Annotated in this window: 9 protein-coding genes; 4 read left to right on the plus strand and 5 right to left on the minus strand. The window is 59.9% G+C overall.

Annotated features, from left to right (window positions below):
* Positions 1 to 15: 15 nt before the first annotated feature.
* On the plus strand, positions 16 to 4758 hold the full coding sequence (locus tag EDD54_RS12540; RefSeq protein ID WP_165644292.1) for an RHS repeat-associated core domain-containing protein: 4743 nt from the start codon (positions 16 to 18) through the stop codon (positions 4756 to 4758).
* Positions 4759 to 5185: 427 nt separating this feature from the next.
* Here the strand turns inward: EDD54_RS12540 and EDD54_RS12545 are convergent, their stop codons facing one another.
* A complete protein-coding gene (locus EDD54_RS12545; RefSeq protein ID WP_126539647.1) occupies positions 5186 to 6163 on the minus strand; it encodes a tyrosine-type recombinase/integrase in 978 nt (325 codons plus the stop codon).
* Positions 6160 to 6789 (minus strand): GIY-YIG nuclease family protein, encoded by a 630-nt coding sequence (locus EDD54_RS12550; RefSeq protein WP_126539649.1) that lies wholly within the window; start codon positions 6787 to 6789, stop codon positions 6160 to 6162. The genes EDD54_RS12545 and EDD54_RS12550 overlap by 4 nt, the downstream gene beginning before the upstream one ends.
* A gap of 278 nt (positions 6790 to 7067) precedes the next feature.
* Here EDD54_RS12550 and EDD54_RS12555 point away from each other — a divergent pair, with 278 nt between their 5' ends.
* Complete coding sequence (locus EDD54_RS12555) at positions 7068 to 7739, plus strand: hypothetical protein (RefSeq protein WP_126539651.1); 672 nt, start codon at positions 7068 to 7070, stop codon at positions 7737 to 7739.
* Between the two features lie 1484 nt (positions 7740 to 9223).
* Here the strand turns inward: EDD54_RS12555 and EDD54_RS12560 are convergent.
* The 3 genes from EDD54_RS12560 to EDD54_RS12570 all read right to left on the minus strand — a co-directional run bounded on the left by EDD54_RS12560 (position 9224) and on the right by EDD54_RS12570 (position 15540).
* Positions 9224 to 13681 carry an RHS repeat-associated core domain-containing protein gene (locus EDD54_RS12560; protein ID WP_126539653.1) on the minus strand — a complete coding sequence of 1486 codons (4458 nt, stop codon included), beginning with the start codon at positions 13679 to 13681 and terminating at the stop codon, positions 9224 to 9226.
* Between the two features lie 339 nt (positions 13682 to 14020).
* Positions 14021 to 14590 (minus strand): recombinase family protein, encoded by a 570-nt coding sequence (locus tag EDD54_RS12565; protein ID WP_126539655.1) that lies wholly within the window; start codon positions 14588 to 14590, stop codon positions 14021 to 14023.
* 728 nt (positions 14591 to 15318) lie between these two features.
* Entirely contained in the window at positions 15319 to 15540 is a 222-nt protein-coding gene (locus EDD54_RS12570; RefSeq protein WP_126539657.1) for a hypothetical protein, read from the minus strand.
* A gap of 301 nt (positions 15541 to 15841) precedes the next feature.
* Between EDD54_RS12570 and EDD54_RS12575 the strand changes: the two genes are divergently transcribed.
* Positions 15842 to 16321 carry a recombinase family protein gene (locus tag EDD54_RS12575; RefSeq protein WP_126539659.1) on the plus strand — a complete coding sequence of 160 codons (480 nt, stop codon included), beginning with the start codon at positions 15842 to 15844 and terminating at the stop codon, positions 16319 to 16321.
* A 69-nt stretch (positions 16322 to 16390) separates the two neighbouring features.
* Positions 16391 to 17619, plus strand: a protein-coding gene (locus tag EDD54_RS12580) for an IS3 family transposase (protein ID WP_245515754.1) whose coding sequence is annotated in 2 segments (ribosomal slippage) — positions 16391 to 16727 and positions 16727 to 17619 — 1230 coding nt in all. Because the reading frame shifts where the segments join, the coding sequence is not laid out codon by codon here.
* The last annotated feature ends 142 nt before the right edge of the window (positions 17620 to 17761 follow it).

Below are 17761 nucleotides of genomic sequence, written 5' to 3' on the forward strand. Positions count from 1 at the left end.
GGAGCGGAGCGAACAATGCGCAGGTTACGTCCATTTGCCATCCTCGTGCTTACGGCATTGATTTTCCTGCGGCTTGCGACGCCGGAAGGCTGGGCGGCAAGCGCCGCCCGGGACGTGATCGAAAGCTACAGAGCCGGTTTCGAGGAACCGCTCGTAGCCACGGGGAAGACGACATCGGCCGACGACGACGCCCTGGCCGAGATGCTGCAGAAGGCATCCTCCGCCCCTGAAGGCGAGATGCTCGCGCTCCTGGACAGGTATGCCGAGGCTCATCCGGACTCGGGCTGGACTCTGCCGGTGCTGACCAATCTCGGCCTGTCCGCCTATCAGGCCGGCCGGTTCTCGCTCGCCATTTCCGCGTTCGAACGCGCCTGGGCCATCGGCAAGGGGCAGGAGTCCGAAGAGGCCCGCAATCTCGCCGATCGGGCCCTCGGCGAACTCCTGCAGATGCACGCCCGCCTCGGCCATGCCGACATGATCGAGGCGCTGCTCGCCGAAGCGGACCTGCGGACCCCCACCGGCAGCGCCACGGAGAGCATCGCGGGCGCCCGGGAAGGCATGCGGCAGATGCGCGAGTTGCCGAGTGTCGCGTATCTCTGCGGTCCCCTGGCCCTGCGCGCTCTTCTGCTACAGCAGGGCTACTCCGAAGCCGGCGTGAAATTCGTCGAAGCCGTGCGGTCGGGGCCTCATGGCACGACGCTGAAGCAACTCGCGGAGCTGGCCGACCAGGCGAAGCTGAACTATCGGCTGGTCGCCCGCCAGCCGGGGACGGCGGTGCCGACGCCGGCGGTCGTCCACTGGAAGGTGAACCACTTCGCCGCGATCGTGGCGGAGGAGAACGGCTTCTACCATGTCGTCGACCCGACCTTCGGCAGCAGCCTGTGGGTGACGAAGGAGACCGTCGACCTGGAGAGCAGCGGTCACTTCCTGACGCCGGCGCCGCTGCAGGAGGGCTGGGCCGAGATCAAAAAGGAAGACGTCGCCTCTGTGTATGGCATGGGGTCGACCAGCAACGGCGATCCGAGGGCGACGAAACCGACCGACCATCAGACCAAACCGGACTGCCAGCCGCCTTCGGGCCCGAAAGGGCCGGATCAAGGAAGCGATAGCTGCCCTTCGAATTCGGACAGCCCGCCCAACGATCCCGGCTGCCAGGGAATGTGCGGGTACAATTTCACGGAATCGGTCGTCAGCCTGAACATCAAGGACAGACCTGTCGGCTACAAGCCGCCCTTCGGGCCCGCCGTGCCTTTCACCGTGACCTACAACCAGCGCGAGGCGTCGCAGCCGTCGGTCTTTCCGTTCTCCAACCTCGGCCCGAAATGGTCCTTCAACTGGCTGAGCTACATCCGCGACGACCCTCGCAAAGCCGGGCGATCGGTGGTGCGCGTCGTCGGCGGCGGCGGCTCGGTCGCCTACGACGGCTTCGAGCGCGGGAGCGGCACGTTCGACCGCGAGTCGGAGACGGGTGCGATCCTGACGGTGGTGTCGCACCCGCGCGGCATCTATCAGCGCAAACTGCCCGATGGATCCCTCGAAACCTACAGCCGCGCGGTCGGCAAAAGCGCCGCGCTGCGGTTCCTCCTGTTGACCAAGATCGCGGATCCCCACGGCAACGCCGTCACGCTCACCTACGACACGAGCGATCGCCTGGTATCGATCACCGATGCCGCGGGCAAGGTCACGCGTCTTGCATACGGTCTCGCCGAAAGCCCGCTTCTCATCACCAAGGTGACCGACCCCTTCGCGCGCTCGGCAGTGTTCACTTACGAGAAGTTCGGTAAAGGCGGCTTTCGGCTGGCCTCGATCACCGACACGATCGGCCTGACCTCGAGCTTCACCTATGCGAAGGGCAGCGCAAAGATCGTCGGACTGACGACCCCCTATGGAACGACCAGTTTCGAGGCCGACGGGACAGAGGCCCAGCGATACATCGAAGTTACGGATCCGCTCGGCAACAAGGAACTCCTGGAGTCCTTCAACGATTCCGCCGTGCCGTTTTCCGAGTCTTTGACGCCGGAAGGCATGAACGTTCGCAATGAGTATTTAAATTATCGCAATACCATGTATTGGGATAAGCACGCCTATACGTTCGAAGATGGCGATGACGATAGTCAGTACTATGGCGCGGCGCGCGTGACCCACTGGCTTCACGACAAGAACAATTTCGACTTCAGAAGCAATACAATCGAGAGCATAAAGCCTCCTCTGGAGGCACGGATTTGGATGAATTACGAGTCCCAGGACGAACAGGGTGAAACCTATCTTCAGGAAGGCACGTTCGACAAGCCACTCCATGTCGGGCGGGCTATTTCGGCAAGCGCGACGCTCCTCGAGTCCTTCGAATACAATACGCTCGGAAACGTCACCCGCTACGTCGACCCTGCCGGCCGGACGACGAATTTCCTCTATGGCGACGGCGTCGACCTGCAAGCGGTTCAGCGGCTCAAGGACAGGGCCCCGGCCGATACCCTCGCCCAATTCGTCTATGACGGCAGGCACCTGCCGCAGATCTACGTGGATGCGGCGGGACAGAGCACGCGCTTCACCTACAACACCCGTGGCCAGGTCACGGTCGCGGTGAACGCGAAGGGCGAGAAGACGAGCTACATCTACGACGGCAACGGCTATCTCGCCCGTGTCGTCAACGCCCATGGCAAGACGTCGGTCGCCTTCACCCGGGACACCCTTGGCCGCGCGGTCGCCATGACCGATTCCGAGGGGTACACCGTCCGCTACGAGTATGACGCGCTCGACCGGGTCACGACCGAACGCTTCCCCGATGGAACGACGCGTACCTACGGCTACGACAAACTCGACCTGGTACGGATCAAGGACCGCGAGGGCCGGGTCACCCGGCTCACCTACGACGCCCTGCGCAACCTGACGAGCGTGACCGACCCGCTCGGGCAGAAGACCCGTTTCACCTATTACAAGAACGGCGTGCTGCGCTCGCTGATCGACGCCAACGGCAATACGACGACCTGGCTGATCGACGTGCAGTCGCGGGTCACGGCGAAGGTCTACGCCGACGGATCCCGGGAGACCTACACCTACGACCAGGCCGGCCGCCTCGCCTCCAAGACGGACGCCAAGAAGCAGGTGACGCGCTACGGTTACATGCTCGACGGCCAACTGGCGAGCATCACCTACCTGAACGATCCGACCCCCACGGCCGACGTCGCCTTCACCTACGACGCCGCCTACGGACGCCTGACGTCGGTGGACAATGCCGCGACGCGCACGACCTACAGCTACTACCCGGCGGGCGTGCCCGGCGCCCTCCAGCTGAAGACGGAGACCAGCCACAATCCGGATGCCCAGGTCAGCTATGCCTATGACGTGCTTGGCCGGGTGATCCGGCGGGCCATCGATGGCGATGTGGAACGCTTCGGCTACGACAAGCTGGGGCGAATGTCCGCCCACGAGAGCAGCCTCGGCAAGTTCGTCTACGGCTATGTCGGCGAGAGCGGGCAGCTGACGAAGCGCTCGAACGGCGCCTTCTCGACGGAATGGCTCTACGAGCCGAATGCGAAGGACCGGCGCCTCAAGGAGATCATCAACCAGGGCACGGTCGGGTTCCGCTACACGAGCTCGCCGGAGGGCAATTTCACCAGCATCACCGAGACGCTGGACGGCACTCCCGGGAAAATTTGGAAATACAAGTACGACAAGGCCGACAGGCTGATCTCGGCGACGCCGTCGAGCGGCGACCCGCTCGTCTTCGCCTATGACAAGGTCGGAAACCTCACTTCCCTCCGGGGCCAGACCTACAGCTACAACGCACTCAACCAAATCGTCGGGTTCGGCTACGACGCCAACGGCAACCTGCTGAAGGACGACAAATACGAGTATGCCTGGGACGCGGCCGACAGGACCCTCTCCGTCACCGCGAGCGGGCAAGCGGTTCCGCTGTCCACCTATTCCTATGATGGGCTCGGAAGGCGCGTCGGCATCAGTGGCACAGGCTCCGGCGTCCGCCGCTATCTCTGGTGCGGCACCGAGCTCTGCCGGTCGCAGGACAGTGGGGGAACTCCCCTGACCCGCTACCTTGCCGAAGGAGAGGCTGCCGGCAGTCAGGGCCTCCTGTACGCGATCGACCAGATCGGTTCCGTGCGCGGCGTCGTGGGCAAGGCTGGCGGCCCTTCGGTGGGCAGGATGGACTTCGATCCTTACGGCCACGTATTGTCAATCTCTGGAGCAACCGCAGATTTCCATTTCGCCCATTTGCTGGATGATCCTAATGTGATTTTGGATCTCTCATTTACGCGAGCCTACTCCACGCGAGTAGGTGGATGGATTTCCAGGGATTCTTTAGGAGAGTCTGGAGCCTATAATCTTTATTCATATGTAGATGGAAATCCTATTGTCTATGTTGATCCAACTGGTGAGGTATTATTCGTACCTATTGCTGTTGGAATAATTGGTGGATTTGCTTTTGACTATTTCTTGGACCATTATAAAAAGTCACATTGTTCTTGCAAAAACACACCGATCGGCGCAATGGGAAATGGTATTGCAGGTGGATTAATGGGTGGGGCTGGACCTTACATAGCAAAGCCAAGAATGGGTATTGGAGGTGGCGGGCCGTCAGGTACGTCTACTTCAGTTTTTAGTCAATTGAATCATGCAGCAGCATTGCGCGGGTATTATTCGTTTGCCACACGCAACCGTCTTACCAAGGCGCTGCGAAAAATCCCCTATGCCGGAGCCGCTTTGGCTAGCTATGAGCTTTACGACGCACTGTCGTGTGATTGATTGATAAATGTCTATGTCTATAGAACTATCGGAACAAATGAAGGGGTATCTAAAACGTGGGGGCTTACCCAGTAGAATAATTGCACAGTGCGATGGCGCAACAAGGATGTATCATGATCTTGGAATATATGGCGACATTGCGGAATCATACATGGAAATACTTGCACGAGAGTATTTTGTTGATATGAAATACTTTTATTTCAATAATTATTTTCCGACAGAATTTTCTACGACCCCCCCTCTTCGCCGCACCTTGATCTGGCTTTTACCGTTCTTCCGCGAATCCTTGGATCGCAACTATGATTTTGAGCCGGTCACGTTGCGGCGTATAGAACGTGCAATTGAGAGCAAGCGGTGGGAATAATCTATATGATCGTCGAATTGAGTAGACGGCGCACAGCATTATCCATGTCGCAATGCTGGCGATCTATATCAATACACGCTCAACTTCATCGAGCGTCACCTGATCGCGCCGCCTGTCATATAGCTGGGTGGTGCGCGGATCGGCATGGTTGGCCATCTCCCGCGCTTTTTCCAGCGTGCCGCCGTTCGAGAGGTAGGCGGTAAGGCCAGTGCCGCGGAAAGTGTGATTCCCGATCGGCGTCTCGATGCCGGCGGCCTTTGCCCGTCGACGTACCATGGCGAAGGCATCGGGCTGCGACATCGCCGTGCGTGTCAGCTCGCCGCCGCCGGCGCACCGACCGGTGCCGCGGCGGAATGTCGGGAACAACGGCGCCTTCGGCTCGTCGCGCAGCTTGCTCGCCTCCAGCCAGGCGTCGAGATACGCCTCGAGCGAATGATGGCAGGGCATCTTGTGCAGCTTGCCGCCCTTCTCGTGTAGGCGCACCCAAAGGCGTCGCTGCTGCATATAAACGTCTTCGACCTTCATGCCGGTCGCGGCGCCGACGCGCGCGAACGAGTAGACCATAAGCGCGATCAGCGCACGGTCTCGCAGGTCGATCAGCGTCGCATCGCCGATGCTCACGAGAAGATGCCGCGCCTCCTCCGGTGACAAGATCGGCGTCACACCTTCCCGCTGCGAATGCTTCGGCCCGCGCACCGATGTCGCCGGGTTCGCCGGCACCACCTGACCAGTGACCAGCCAGTCGAACAGGCGGCGGATCGCCGAGAGGTGCCGCTTGGCGGTAGGCGCCGCATGGCTCTGCGTCAGCAGCTCGACATAGGCAGCAACGTGCAACGCGTGAATCTCGCCGAGGCTCCGCACGCCCTGCACGGCACACCAGTCGAGGAACTGGGCCACGTCGCGGCCGTAGGCGCGGCGGGTGTTCGGGTTGCGGATCTGGGCGGTGAAAAATTCGAGGAAGCGGAAGCGGGCGCGCTCGTCGGCCGCGGAGACAAGGGCTGGAAGTACTGCCGAGGTCGCAAGATTGGCGGGGAGGTTCATGATCGCCCCCGCATATTCCAGCGCGGTTGGATGAGCCGGATGAGACCCGCCTCCAGCCCGGCTGCGCCATCAACCGGCAGACCATTCCAGTCGAAGGAAGCAGGAACGGCGGTCATAGCCGAGACGCGATGCCCAGCGGCCAAGCCCTCGCGGATCAGCGCGTTGACGCGAGCGTTCGTCTTTTGGCCGGCGTGCCCGCGCCGGTACTGCTCCATCCGCACCTGCAGGCCGTTCTGCGTCACGCCGACATAGACCACCTCGTCATCCAGGATGAAGGCGTAGACCCCCACCTCCGCCGGAGCACGGCCGCTGAGGGTCAGACGGTCACCGTCGAGCGTCCATTCCCCTACCCGGGAAAACCCGGCTTCGAGCAGCACCGCCGGTGGAGTCGGCTCGCGATCGCTCGCGGGCGCTTCGATGATGTCTGTGGAGCGGGTCAGCTCGACAGTGCGCTGGAGCCCGGCGTCGATACCGGCATCGACCAGCACCTTGCGGACATGCTGGTAGCGGATGTCGAGCAGCTGGGCGATCTCGGTGCGGAGGTAACCGGCATGGGCGAGCGCACGGATCTTGTCCGAGGTCGTCTCCAACCCCTTCGTCACCACCTCGATCGGCACTCGCTCCATGCTGCCTCCTATTACACGTGATAAAGGATGTTATCATTGATAATAAGGGAGGGCAAAGGCCAAGATGGCGCTAACTGACGGATGGGGTCGATCGAGACCGCCCGAGCGCCGACAGCATCGCTGGCCCGGGTCGGAGGTCTCGAACGTACTGTTACCAATGTTGTGTTTTGCGCTCATCAGAATGCATATTTCTGTCACTATCCTCTTTACGGGCAATGGTGCCAACGGATGGGAACCGATTTTGGCTGGTGCGAGCCACAAAAACAGGACGACAGGCAATGCCGCTGCAGAACATGTCGCTGCGCAAGCTGCTGAAGATAATGTTTCTGCCAGCCCGAGCGCAGCAGTCGGCGTTACGCACTGACATACGCGAGGAGCGAGCCCGGGAAGCGCCCGACCAAAACGACGAAGGTGGGGGAGACTTCTACGCACCATTCTGGGCTGACGCCAAGGCACATGCCTTCGGCGAAGGAGACCTGCGTGATCTTGTAGCCGATCGGATCGCTAGCAATGGGCGACGGGCAAAGCTCTATCCACTCCTTCGTGATGGCTTTCTGCTTTGGTGGAACCAGCGCCGGCGGTGGACTAATCAGCCGTTTCAGCCGGGGCGCGTTCTTCGAGCGCGCCACGGCATTCCAGCCCTTGATGCAGTGGTGAAGATCGATAGCATCATGTCGGTGCGCGACGCCGACGGAGTGGAGCATTACGTCTACCCATATTTTGCACCCGAACCACCGCTTAGCGACGAAGCCGCCCGATTCGCCTTGTGGCTTCTTGGTCAGGCACTCCCTGACGTGCCGCACGGCGAGCTGCGCATCCTCGATGTCATCCGGGGCCGAACATTTTCAATAGACAGGGTTCCGTTGCATGGCGACGAAGAGGCGCAGTTCCATGAACGCTACGCCGCCCTGCTTCGTCAGCGTGACCACCTCCGCGGGGGCCCCACCTGATCGATGGCACCAGCGCGCTGCCGCTGACCTTGCACCTCTCGTGCCCTCATTCATAACTAGAATCTGTTCTGGTTGTGGTCCCTCCTGCACGAGCTGCGAACTTGTTCCGGGTGAGGCTGCCCAAACTGGTGTGCGGGCGGGTCGTCGTCGTAGTCGAGGCGCCCGTCAGCGATGATCCTCTGACGGGCATCGCCGCAGGTGCAATGCCCGTCGGCTACGCCTTCGATCGCGTCCGTGGCATCGCTGACGGGCTCCCCGTCGACGTGTCGATCTGGGGGTCAGCCTGACGCCCCAGCGTTTCACGAGGTATTCTTGCTGGGTTCCATCTGGCTCGTAGGACTTGGGCACGTCGGGCAGGCTTTTATCGGATCTCAGCATGAACGGCCACACCTAGCAAATGTATTCAATAACAAAATACAAGTCAAAAGGAGATATTCTAGCTTCCTAGAGTGCAAAAACAAGAAAGAATGCGGAATAATCCGTAATACATTTGCCACTGCCAGGCGGTTATAATCTCTGTATACCCAGATATCTAAACAAAAAATCGATCGTTGGAGCCATTCATACAGCTGAACTAGTAAGAATTGTTAGAGCGATTCCCTGCTTGCCCGCCTACTGCGATCTTGACACACACTTTCTATTCACTTCAATTAAAAAGAGAGGTGGTGAGTACCTCTAGGCGGCGCTTGAATGGCCCTGACCAACGTTTTTGGCTCATGGAGAGCATTATGTTGAAGTTCTTAGCCCTTCCTATTTTTATAACTGCTGCCAGCACCGCAATTGCTTCTGAACATTTTCACGTAAGAGCTAGAGATAATCCGAGTTGGCAAGATGCCATAGGTGATTTCATAAACAAGAAGCGACCTGAATTGTCTGGTATACACTGCCCGCTATCTAGCGGGATCGAGGGACGGCCGATCCGGGAATAGAGCCCGGCGAAGTCGGCATCGAGTGCCGACAACTCCTAGCTCACGATCGTGCGGATCGCCCGCAGCGGGTGCTTCGAGTGGACCCCGCTCTCTCGTCCGTTCCGCGCATCGAACCGCCCCCGTCCTCACCCGAGGACGGAATCACGCAAACGCGCTGATGGAAAGCGCCTTTTTCAGTAGAAGTCTAAGGCTCAATTTCAATTTCAATGTCCTTTGAAAGGAAATTCAAAGCAGGAGCCACCCTTGTTAACATGCCTCCACCTTCACTGAGGTATACGGAGATAATATATACTTTCTCCCTCATAGGGCTCCACTTTACTTTGCACTCTACAAAAGAAATATAGTAATTTTCAGAATAGTCCATATCTAAGAATATACCATCAACATTCCTGGCGACAACGCGAACTACTTTTCCAGACAAGGTATACCCGTCCTCATTTGGAATTCTGATAACAATTGATATTTCCCTGCTTGCAAGCAAGTAACTACAATTAACTAGCTCACAATCATGTAATTGCGAGTTACTATCAATAAATTCATTTATAATGATCATTTTTAATACCCTGGAGCCAGTGATCCGCCGAATATAATTAAGAATATCCACCACGGTATTCTTGGATCTATATTATCGTTTCTGATGAACGGATCTTGATTTAATCCATCAGAGACTTGATCTCCTGGTTGTGGACAGTCCTCGCCAGGCTTCCAATGCCTATCACGGCGCTTTTTGTCGGTACAATCATGCCAATGATCCTGGCCCTTCCAACCAGAAAGACCGGGGCGCCCTTGATTGAATTCCAAACATCCACCCTCGGGGTTGCGCCAGCGCGTTCCATTTGGATCCTTGTGATTAGGATCTGGAACCCAATCAGGCGGTAGCCCTTCGGGGTCTGGTGGCAGGACAATCAATCCCTCCGGATCCACTCCTCCCATCGGGTTCTGCCGAACGTACCCATAGACGCTCGGCCCGTCCACGAGCCCCAGCGGATCCGGCTGCACATACCGCCCCAGCGAGGCGTCGTAGTGCCGATGCCAGTTCCACGACAACCCGTTCTCCAGCTGGAACCACTGCCCGGGGAAGCGAGCGTTGAGGCCGGCGGAACCCGTCTTCTCGATCAGCTCGCCGAACGGGCCGTATTTCACCCGCCACACCACCGCCTTCGACCCGCTCGTCATCTGCACCGGACGCGCCAGGTGGTCGGTCGTCACCCAGTAGAGCGTGCCGGCGGCCGCTCCGGTCGGCGCGACCGCGATCACTCGGTCGCCGAGCCAGATGTACTCCCGGCTGGTCACGCCGGTGGCGCCGTCGATCTCGGCCAGCACGCGGTTGCCGAGGCCGCCCATCACGACGCCCATCCCCGGCATCAGCGCGTCGAGATCGCCGCCGCCGCCGAGCAGGTGGACGTAGTGGACCGTGCCGTTCGCCGTGTCGAGATTGGTGATGGTTCGCGTCGAAAGGCGGCTCGCCCCGTCGTAGACGTTGACGCCCACCTGCGTCCCGTCCTGACGGGTCATCCGCAGCCGGTTCAAGGGATCGTAGGTATAGGTGTAGACCAGCCCGGCGCGGGTGTCGGAGGTGACGCTGCCCTCGGCGTCGTAGGCGAAGCTGCGCAGCGTCGTCGCGCCGGTCTTGACCGTCGCCAGCCGGTTCGTCCCCGCCGTGTAGGCATAGGTCTCGGTCGTTGTCGACCCGCCGGCCGGCGTCGTGCTCTCGGTCAGCCGGTTGCCGACCTTGTCGTAGGTGTAACGGTGGGTCTTGAAGACGCTCCCTTCCGTCAGCCCGGCCTTGGTCAGCCGGTTGGCCGCGTCGTAGCCGTCTGCGCCGTCCATCCAGACGTCCTGCGTATCGTCGAGCGCGTCGTTGAGCCCGGTGATGTTGACGCCGTCGTTGGGGTGATAGCGCTGGAACAGCACCCCGGTGCCGTCTGGATTGGACAGGCCGATCGAGTCCGGGAAGCCGCCGAGGTCGAAATACTCGTACCAGACGAGGCCGTTGCCGAACCCGATCCCGTTGAGGGGGCCGAACGGCTCGTAGGTCGCCCAGTTCGACACCGTCTGCACGGCCGAAGTTGACGTCCGCTTGGTGGTCACGCCCGAGGGCAGGCCCATGGCATCGTAGGTGTAGTTCACCACGCGCCCCGAGGGATAAGTCACCTGGGCGAGCTGGCCCTCGGTGTCGAAGGCGTAGAGCGTCGTATAGGAATAGGCGCCGATCTTGCGCACCTCCTTGGTGACGCGCCCCTTGGCGTCGTAGGTCCACGACGAGGAGCCCGCGCCGTCGGTCATGCCCGTCAGTCGGCCGATCCCTTCGTTGCCACCCGCCGTGGCGTCCCACGTGAAGGTGACGTTGTAGCCGGTGGCGGCCGGGAACGTGATCGTCGCCGGGCGCCCGGCGGCGTCGTAGCTCCACTGCGTGACGGTGCCGCTCGCATCGGTCCGCCGGGTCTTCAGCCCGCGCGTGTCGTATTCGTAGGTCGTCGTCCCGCGGTCGGGCGATGTCTCCTGGACGACGTCGCCGAAACCGTTGCGCACATAGGTCGTGTCGAGCCCCTTCGGATCCTCGTAGGCGGCAACGTCGCCGTCGCCGTCGTAGGTGAGGCTCTCGACACCGCCGTCTTCGGCCGTCCGCGACGCGAGCCGGGTCACCGCGTCGTAAGCCGTCGTCACGACGCCGCCACGGGCGTCGGTCTGCGTCTCGAGGAGGCCCGAGAGATCCCACGACTGCCGGGACGTGAAGTTCGTGCCCGAGACGAGCTTGATGAGACGCCCGAGCTCGTCGTAGCTGCGGGTGTCGCTGTAGGTCGTCTGCGGCGTGGCGCTCGCGTCCTTCACGGTGACCGACGTCACCAGGTCGAGGAGGTTCTTGCCGAGCGTGACCGTCTCGCCCTTGGCGTTGGTGATCTTGGACAGGCGGCGGGCGCCGTCGTAGCCATAGGCGAGATAGGCGCCGGTCGGATCGGTGATCCGGGTAACGTCGCCCGACAGATCATAGGCGATGCTCCAGACCAGCGGGGTGCCGGCGGTATCCTGGCTCACCTTGGTGAGGCGCCCCGCACCGTCGTAGTCGTAGGTGACGACGGTGCCGTTGGGATCGACCACGCGCGTCGGCTGGCCCCGGAGGTTCCAGGCGGTGATCTGCGTGACGTGGCCGAGTTCGTCGGTGACCGACGCGAGGAAGCCAGACGTGTTCCAGCCGTAGAGCGTGGTGTCGTCGGTTCCGGCGAGGGGGCCGTCCACGGAGGCGAGTTGGCCGCCGGACGTGTAGGTCATCGTCCAGGTTCGGGCCGGATCCGCGGCCGCCGTCAGATCGGTCTGCTGCACCTTGGTCAGCCGGCCGGAGGTCCAGGTGTAGGTCGTCTTCGTCTGACCGGCCACCGTGACGGTGGTCGGGCGCCGCAGCGTCGTGTTCCAGGTGATAGTCTGGGTCTCGGCGGCAGTCGTTCCCGCGCCGCGGGTGATCGTCGTCGGAAGGCCGACGCTGTTGCGGACGAAGGTCGTCGTCCGGCCTTCCTCGTCCACGACGGATTTGACGAAATTGTTGGTGTCGTAGGTGAAGCTTGAATTGCTCGCCGGGCAGTTCGTGGAGGCGACCCCGGTGACCGTGTTCTGCCTGTAGCCGCCGTCGCTCGTCGTCGAATAGTTGATGTACTTGATCTTGCCGAGCGCGTTCGTGACCCTCACCCGGTTGTTCGCCCGCTCGTAGGCGATCGTGACCTTGCCGACATTGCCGGCATGGGTGGTCTGTGTCGGATAGCCGCTCGCATCGTAGCTGAACGTCGCGTATCGGACGTTGCGCTCGTCGATGATTCCCGTCAGCGCGGTGGGGATGGCAGTATTCTCGTAGACATACTGGATCGAACGCGCCGGAGTTTCGGTATAACTGACCTTCGCCAGTACGGCATCGCTCTCCAGGATGCCAGCCGGGATCCCGTTGGGAAATATGGTCAGGAATTCTTCTTTGTCGGCACTGGACGTGACATTCTTGTAGTCGTAGTTGGCGACAATGGTACCGCCGACGGAAGCAGCAACCAAGCGCCCGACGTAGTTGGTCGAATACTGAAAATCGATCCTACGCCCGAGGCTGTCCTGGATGTACTGGACACTCGTGACGCCGGTCGATTGCGCGAGGCCGACGGCGATCGTATAGCCATCCGGCCGTTTGACGGATTTAGTGTATCCCCTAAAATCGCTGACTTTGTTAGCGTTCGTCGGGATCGGGTCAAGGTTGTAGATAACATAGACACTTCCGTCGACGTCGGTGAGAGCGACGTCGTTTCCGCTGTCGACCACCGTCTCCTGCCGCGGGTAGTCGTAGTCGAACCACCCGTTGGCACCCCAACTCCCCGGTACATAGCCGGTACCATCGGAACTCTTGCGGAACCCGATCTTCCTCCCATCCGGCATGGAGATGAGGAGTTTGCCCGATTCGAATACCGCGCGGACGTCGAAATCGTAGCGCCAGCCATATCCGAGCCCCGATCTCTCCAACACGCGCCGTGGACTCGCCGCATCCCCGGCATAGATCCTCCTCAAGGTCAGGGGATGATCGGTGCCGATTTCAAAATCGGTCACGTCCTCCAACTTGATCCCGTTGATGACATCGACGGGATTGCCCTCGCACGAGCCCGGGCTATTCGGAAGACGCGTAGCGCATCCCTCTCCGGGAAGAGGGAATTCCCCCAGTGCGGCCTCGCAAACGACTGTCGCCCAACCCCTGAGATTGATCGGTTCGAACGCCCAGTTGTCCTGGCAGTAGTGCGGCGGCCCATATATTTCGTTCGCTTGCCATGACGCTGCTGCGCAAGCCGAATCGAAGGTTTTTCTGGTCCCGTTTGCAAATGCCTCCCACTTCTCAGCCGAAGCGCCTTGTACACTGCACAGTATGATTGCAACGAACCATATAAGCTTGCGCAATAAAACGATGGCGCGAAGCACGGCTTCGCCACTTAGGGGTACATGTTCACGCAGTGTCTGGGATGACGTCTGAACTTGCCTTGTGCGGAAAAGGATCATTCCATCACCCCGCCTTACAATGCCCACCACCGATCGCACCCACGTCACATACCCTCGGTGAATGCGATTGGTAGGGAGATAAGCCGACGCGATGCAAAACCGTCAAGGGAGGGAATGCAACTTTTTGATGCTATCCCACATATTCTCGAAGTTGCAGCGGTACAGCGGTCGCGCCGCGCCCCTTGGTGTGGCCGGACGATAGCATCCCTGCCCGCACGTTCTCTTCGACACCGAGGTGCAACGGTCTAGCGATGAAATCCACTCACGCGCATTCAGACGAAAGGACGGAACGCATCTGCTACATCCAGATCCACTCCGCCAGATCGATCATCACAGGCTTCATGACCGGAGCCTAGCAATTGTCATCCGGGAGACGGCATAGGAGCGGGCGATTTCGGCCGGGGCTTCGCCTGCGGCCAGGCGTTCGCGGGCTTCGGCCTGCTGCGTGGGGGTAAGTCGGGGTGGTCGACCCATGTGCTGCCCGCGCTTCTTCGCCCGCTCGCGGCCCTCGGCCGTGCGGGTGCGGATGAGATCGCGCTCCACGTCTGCCAGGCCCCCAAGGACGGCCAGCATGAGGCGCCCGGTGCTGGTGGCGGTGTCGGCCCATGGCTCCGCCAGGGACCGGAACTGTGCGCCCTTGTCAGTGATCTGCTTGACGATGGCGAACAGGTCGAAGGTGGAGCGGGCCAGACGGTCGATGCGCGTGACCGTCACCACGTCGCCCGCCTCCAGCTCCTTGACCATCCGCATGAGTTGCTTGCGGTCGGCCCAGGCACCGCTTGCTGTGTCTTGATAGATGCGGCCGCATCCGGCGGCGCGTAGCTGCTCCAGCTGCGCGTCGAGCGTCTGCCCTGCGGTGCTGACACGGGCGTATCCGAGGGGCGGCTTTGTGAGTGGTGTTTCGTACATAACTTATGAGCACTCTAAGCCTTTGGCGAACCAAGGGCAAGGGAAATGCTCATAAGTCTCGATTAGAATTCATGCATACTTATGTATAATGAAAATTTCCTTCAATAAGTATGTTGGAGCGTAGCCAATTGCCAGATGTACGATTCACGGAATGATATGAGTTATCACTAAACATCATAACAGAGATAGAATTCCCACGAGGTGCGAACTCGTACCGTTTCCTAAAACCGCCTTGATCTAGTTTTTCCCAGATCACAAGTTCACCGCCAAACCCGCGATCCCAATTATCGTTGATATTAAAGAACGCAACGCCATTGTATGGCGCGTCGACATCACTGTGTATCGACAGCCCGCCGCCCCCCTTCATGGTACGAAGTTGCGGATACCCATCAGCTGGACGCGTGAAATTTACACACCCAACTAATGTGGCCAAGAATCGCCGAAAAACCTTTCCGTAGACGAGCTTCGTGAACTCGATGTAGTCAAACGGCTCGAAGAAAACATCTGTATTAGACTCACCGCCTGGCGAATATCGATTGCGAAGTGCGGGAGACGCATTAGAGATGATATTTGAGTAAAAATTTGCATCCCAAAAATCTTCCAAAAACGCAAATCGGTAGGGATCGTTGTGCACAAGGTTGCACAACGATCCAGAAACGTAAGCTTCTGTGTATCTCTTCGAGACGCACGATAAGAACATGTCGTCCACAAGAGGTGGTGTGAGCGGCTCAGTCATCAAGCTCTTTCAGCTGGGCAATCAACTTATCGCGCTTTTCCTTGTCGAGGTCTACTGGGTCAACAAGTGCGCTCACCCTAACTCTGACGGTCACAACAACAGTTACTGCGGTCTTTGGGCCATCACCGGCGGGAATGAACGTTTCTCCAACGTCTATGTCTTCTGGGTTTCTCGTGGATTCTGTCGTTGTTACCGTCTCGATAGGAATTCTCATGATACCACCCCCTTCCTGATGGGATTTATTCACGATACTTCAACAAAATTCCGGCTAGATATCCTATATTACTTTAGGACTCCAGCTATACTTCGAAAAAGTAGTATTTGCGTAGGTCCGCAAGAGGGCCTCGGCCCGTTCCATTTGTGATACGCTGCAACCGTCTCAAAAACTACCTTTTTTGAGGCGGCTGTGATACGTTTACAAACTACAGCAAATCTCATGGTTGTCGAGTCTCGTAATAAGTCTTGAAACGCTAGTCTCATCATGGCAGGCTTACAACGAGAATTGAGACTGAACCATGCGCATTGGCTACGCTCGCGTGTCCACACACGACCAGAACCCTGACCTTCAGACCGATAAACTGAGGGCGGCGGGGTGCGAGCGTATCGTCGTGGAAAAGGCATCCGGCGCGAATGCTGATCGGCCAGAACTGAGCCGCTTGCTCAATGACATGTTGCGGGCTGGTGATACGTTGGTCATCTGGAAATTGGATCGGCTCGCCCGGTCACTCAAGCAATTGATTCAGACTGCCGACGATCTCAAGCAACGAGGCATAGGGCTCATTTCCATAACCGACGCAATCGACACCTCATCCCCCGGCGGCATGTTGGTCTTTCACATGCTCGGCGCTATTGCCGAATTCGAGCGCTCCTTAATAAAGGAGCGCACGTTTGCGGGGTTGGACGAGGCCAGACGGAAGGGCAAAATCGGGGGAAGGCCACGCAGGATGACAGCAAAAGACGTGTCTGCCGCAAAAGCTCTGCTGGCAACGGGCTGAAGTGCACCCTGTTTCGACCGGACACCGGCCCACGCCGGAGGACCTAGGCACAGTCCTAGGCATACGCCTATGTCCGAGACCTTCTCGAAGGTGGAAGTGATCACCGGAGTTGCCCGTCGTCGGCGCTTCACGACCGAGCAGAAGCTCGCGGTCGTGGCCGAGACGATGCAGCCCGGCATGTCGATCAGCTATGTTGCCCGTCGTCATGGGCTGTCGCCCAGCCTCGTGTTTCGATGGAGGCGGCTGATGAGCGAAGGCGGGCAGGAAGCCGTTCGTGTCGACGACGATGTCGTCGGTGCCAGCGAGGTCCGCCGGCTCGAGGAGCGCGTCCGCGACCTCGAACGCATGCTCGGCCGCAAGACCTTGGAGGTCGAGATCCTCAAGGAGGCGCTCGACCTCGCACGGGCAAAAAAAGCGATCTCGCTGTCGAGCTCTGTGCTGAAGGACGGTTCCCGATGAAGGCCGTCACGGACGCGCTGGGCGTAGCCCGGTCGAATGTTGCCGAACGGGTGAGACGATCGCGGCCCAAGCGAGGACCACAGACCCGAGACGGCGACCTGGAACTCTGTGCCGAGATTCGGCGCCTCGTCGATGCCCGGCCGACCTACGGCTATCGGCGGATCGCCGCTCTTCTCAGGCGCGAGCGCGCCGCCGCCGGACTGCCGACCGTCAATGCCAAACGGGTTTATCGGCTCATGAAGAAACTCGGCCTTCTCCTGGCCCGGCACACCGGCCGCCGTCGCGCCCGGGAGCACGATGGCCAGGTGGCGACGCTCCGTTCGAACGTGCGGTGGTGTTCCGATGGGCTGGAGTTCACGTGCTGGAACGGAGAGGTGGTCCGCGTCGCCTTCGTCCTCGACTGCCACGACCGGGAGATCATCGGCTGGACCGCGACGACCGCCGGTCTCTCCGGCGAGATGATCCGGGACATGATGGTGCAAAGCGTGGAGACCCGCTTCGGGGCACCACGTGCACCCCATCGCGTGCAGTGGCTCAGCGACAATGGCTCGATCTACGTGGCAGCCAAGACCATCGACATCGCGCTCGCCCTCAATCTCGATCCCTGCTTCACTCCGGTCGAAAGCCCCGAGAGCAACGGCATGGCCGAGGCCTTCGTGAAGACCTTCAAGCGCGACTACGTCCGCGTGAACCCGATCCCCACCGCCGCCCACGCGATCGCGGCGATCCCAACCTGGATGGACGACTACAACGACGTCCATCCCCATAGCCGGCTCGGATACCGCTCGCCGCGCGAGTTCATCAGAGCCATGTCGAAGCCCGCCGAGTGTCCGGTCTGACCGGGTCAACTTCACGGGCTCCTTGCCATCAAAAGAAGTCGCCGCGCGCTTTGGTGTGTCAAAGGCGACCCTCTACCGCTATCTTGGAGACACCCCTACCAGCTCATAAGTCTTGATTTTTTGCACCCGGTCAGAGGCCGTT

It is taken from the genome of Oharaeibacter diazotrophicus, from assembly GCF_004362745.1.
Taxonomy (GTDB): domain Bacteria; phylum Pseudomonadota; class Alphaproteobacteria; order Rhizobiales; family Pleomorphomonadaceae; genus Oharaeibacter; species Oharaeibacter diazotrophicus.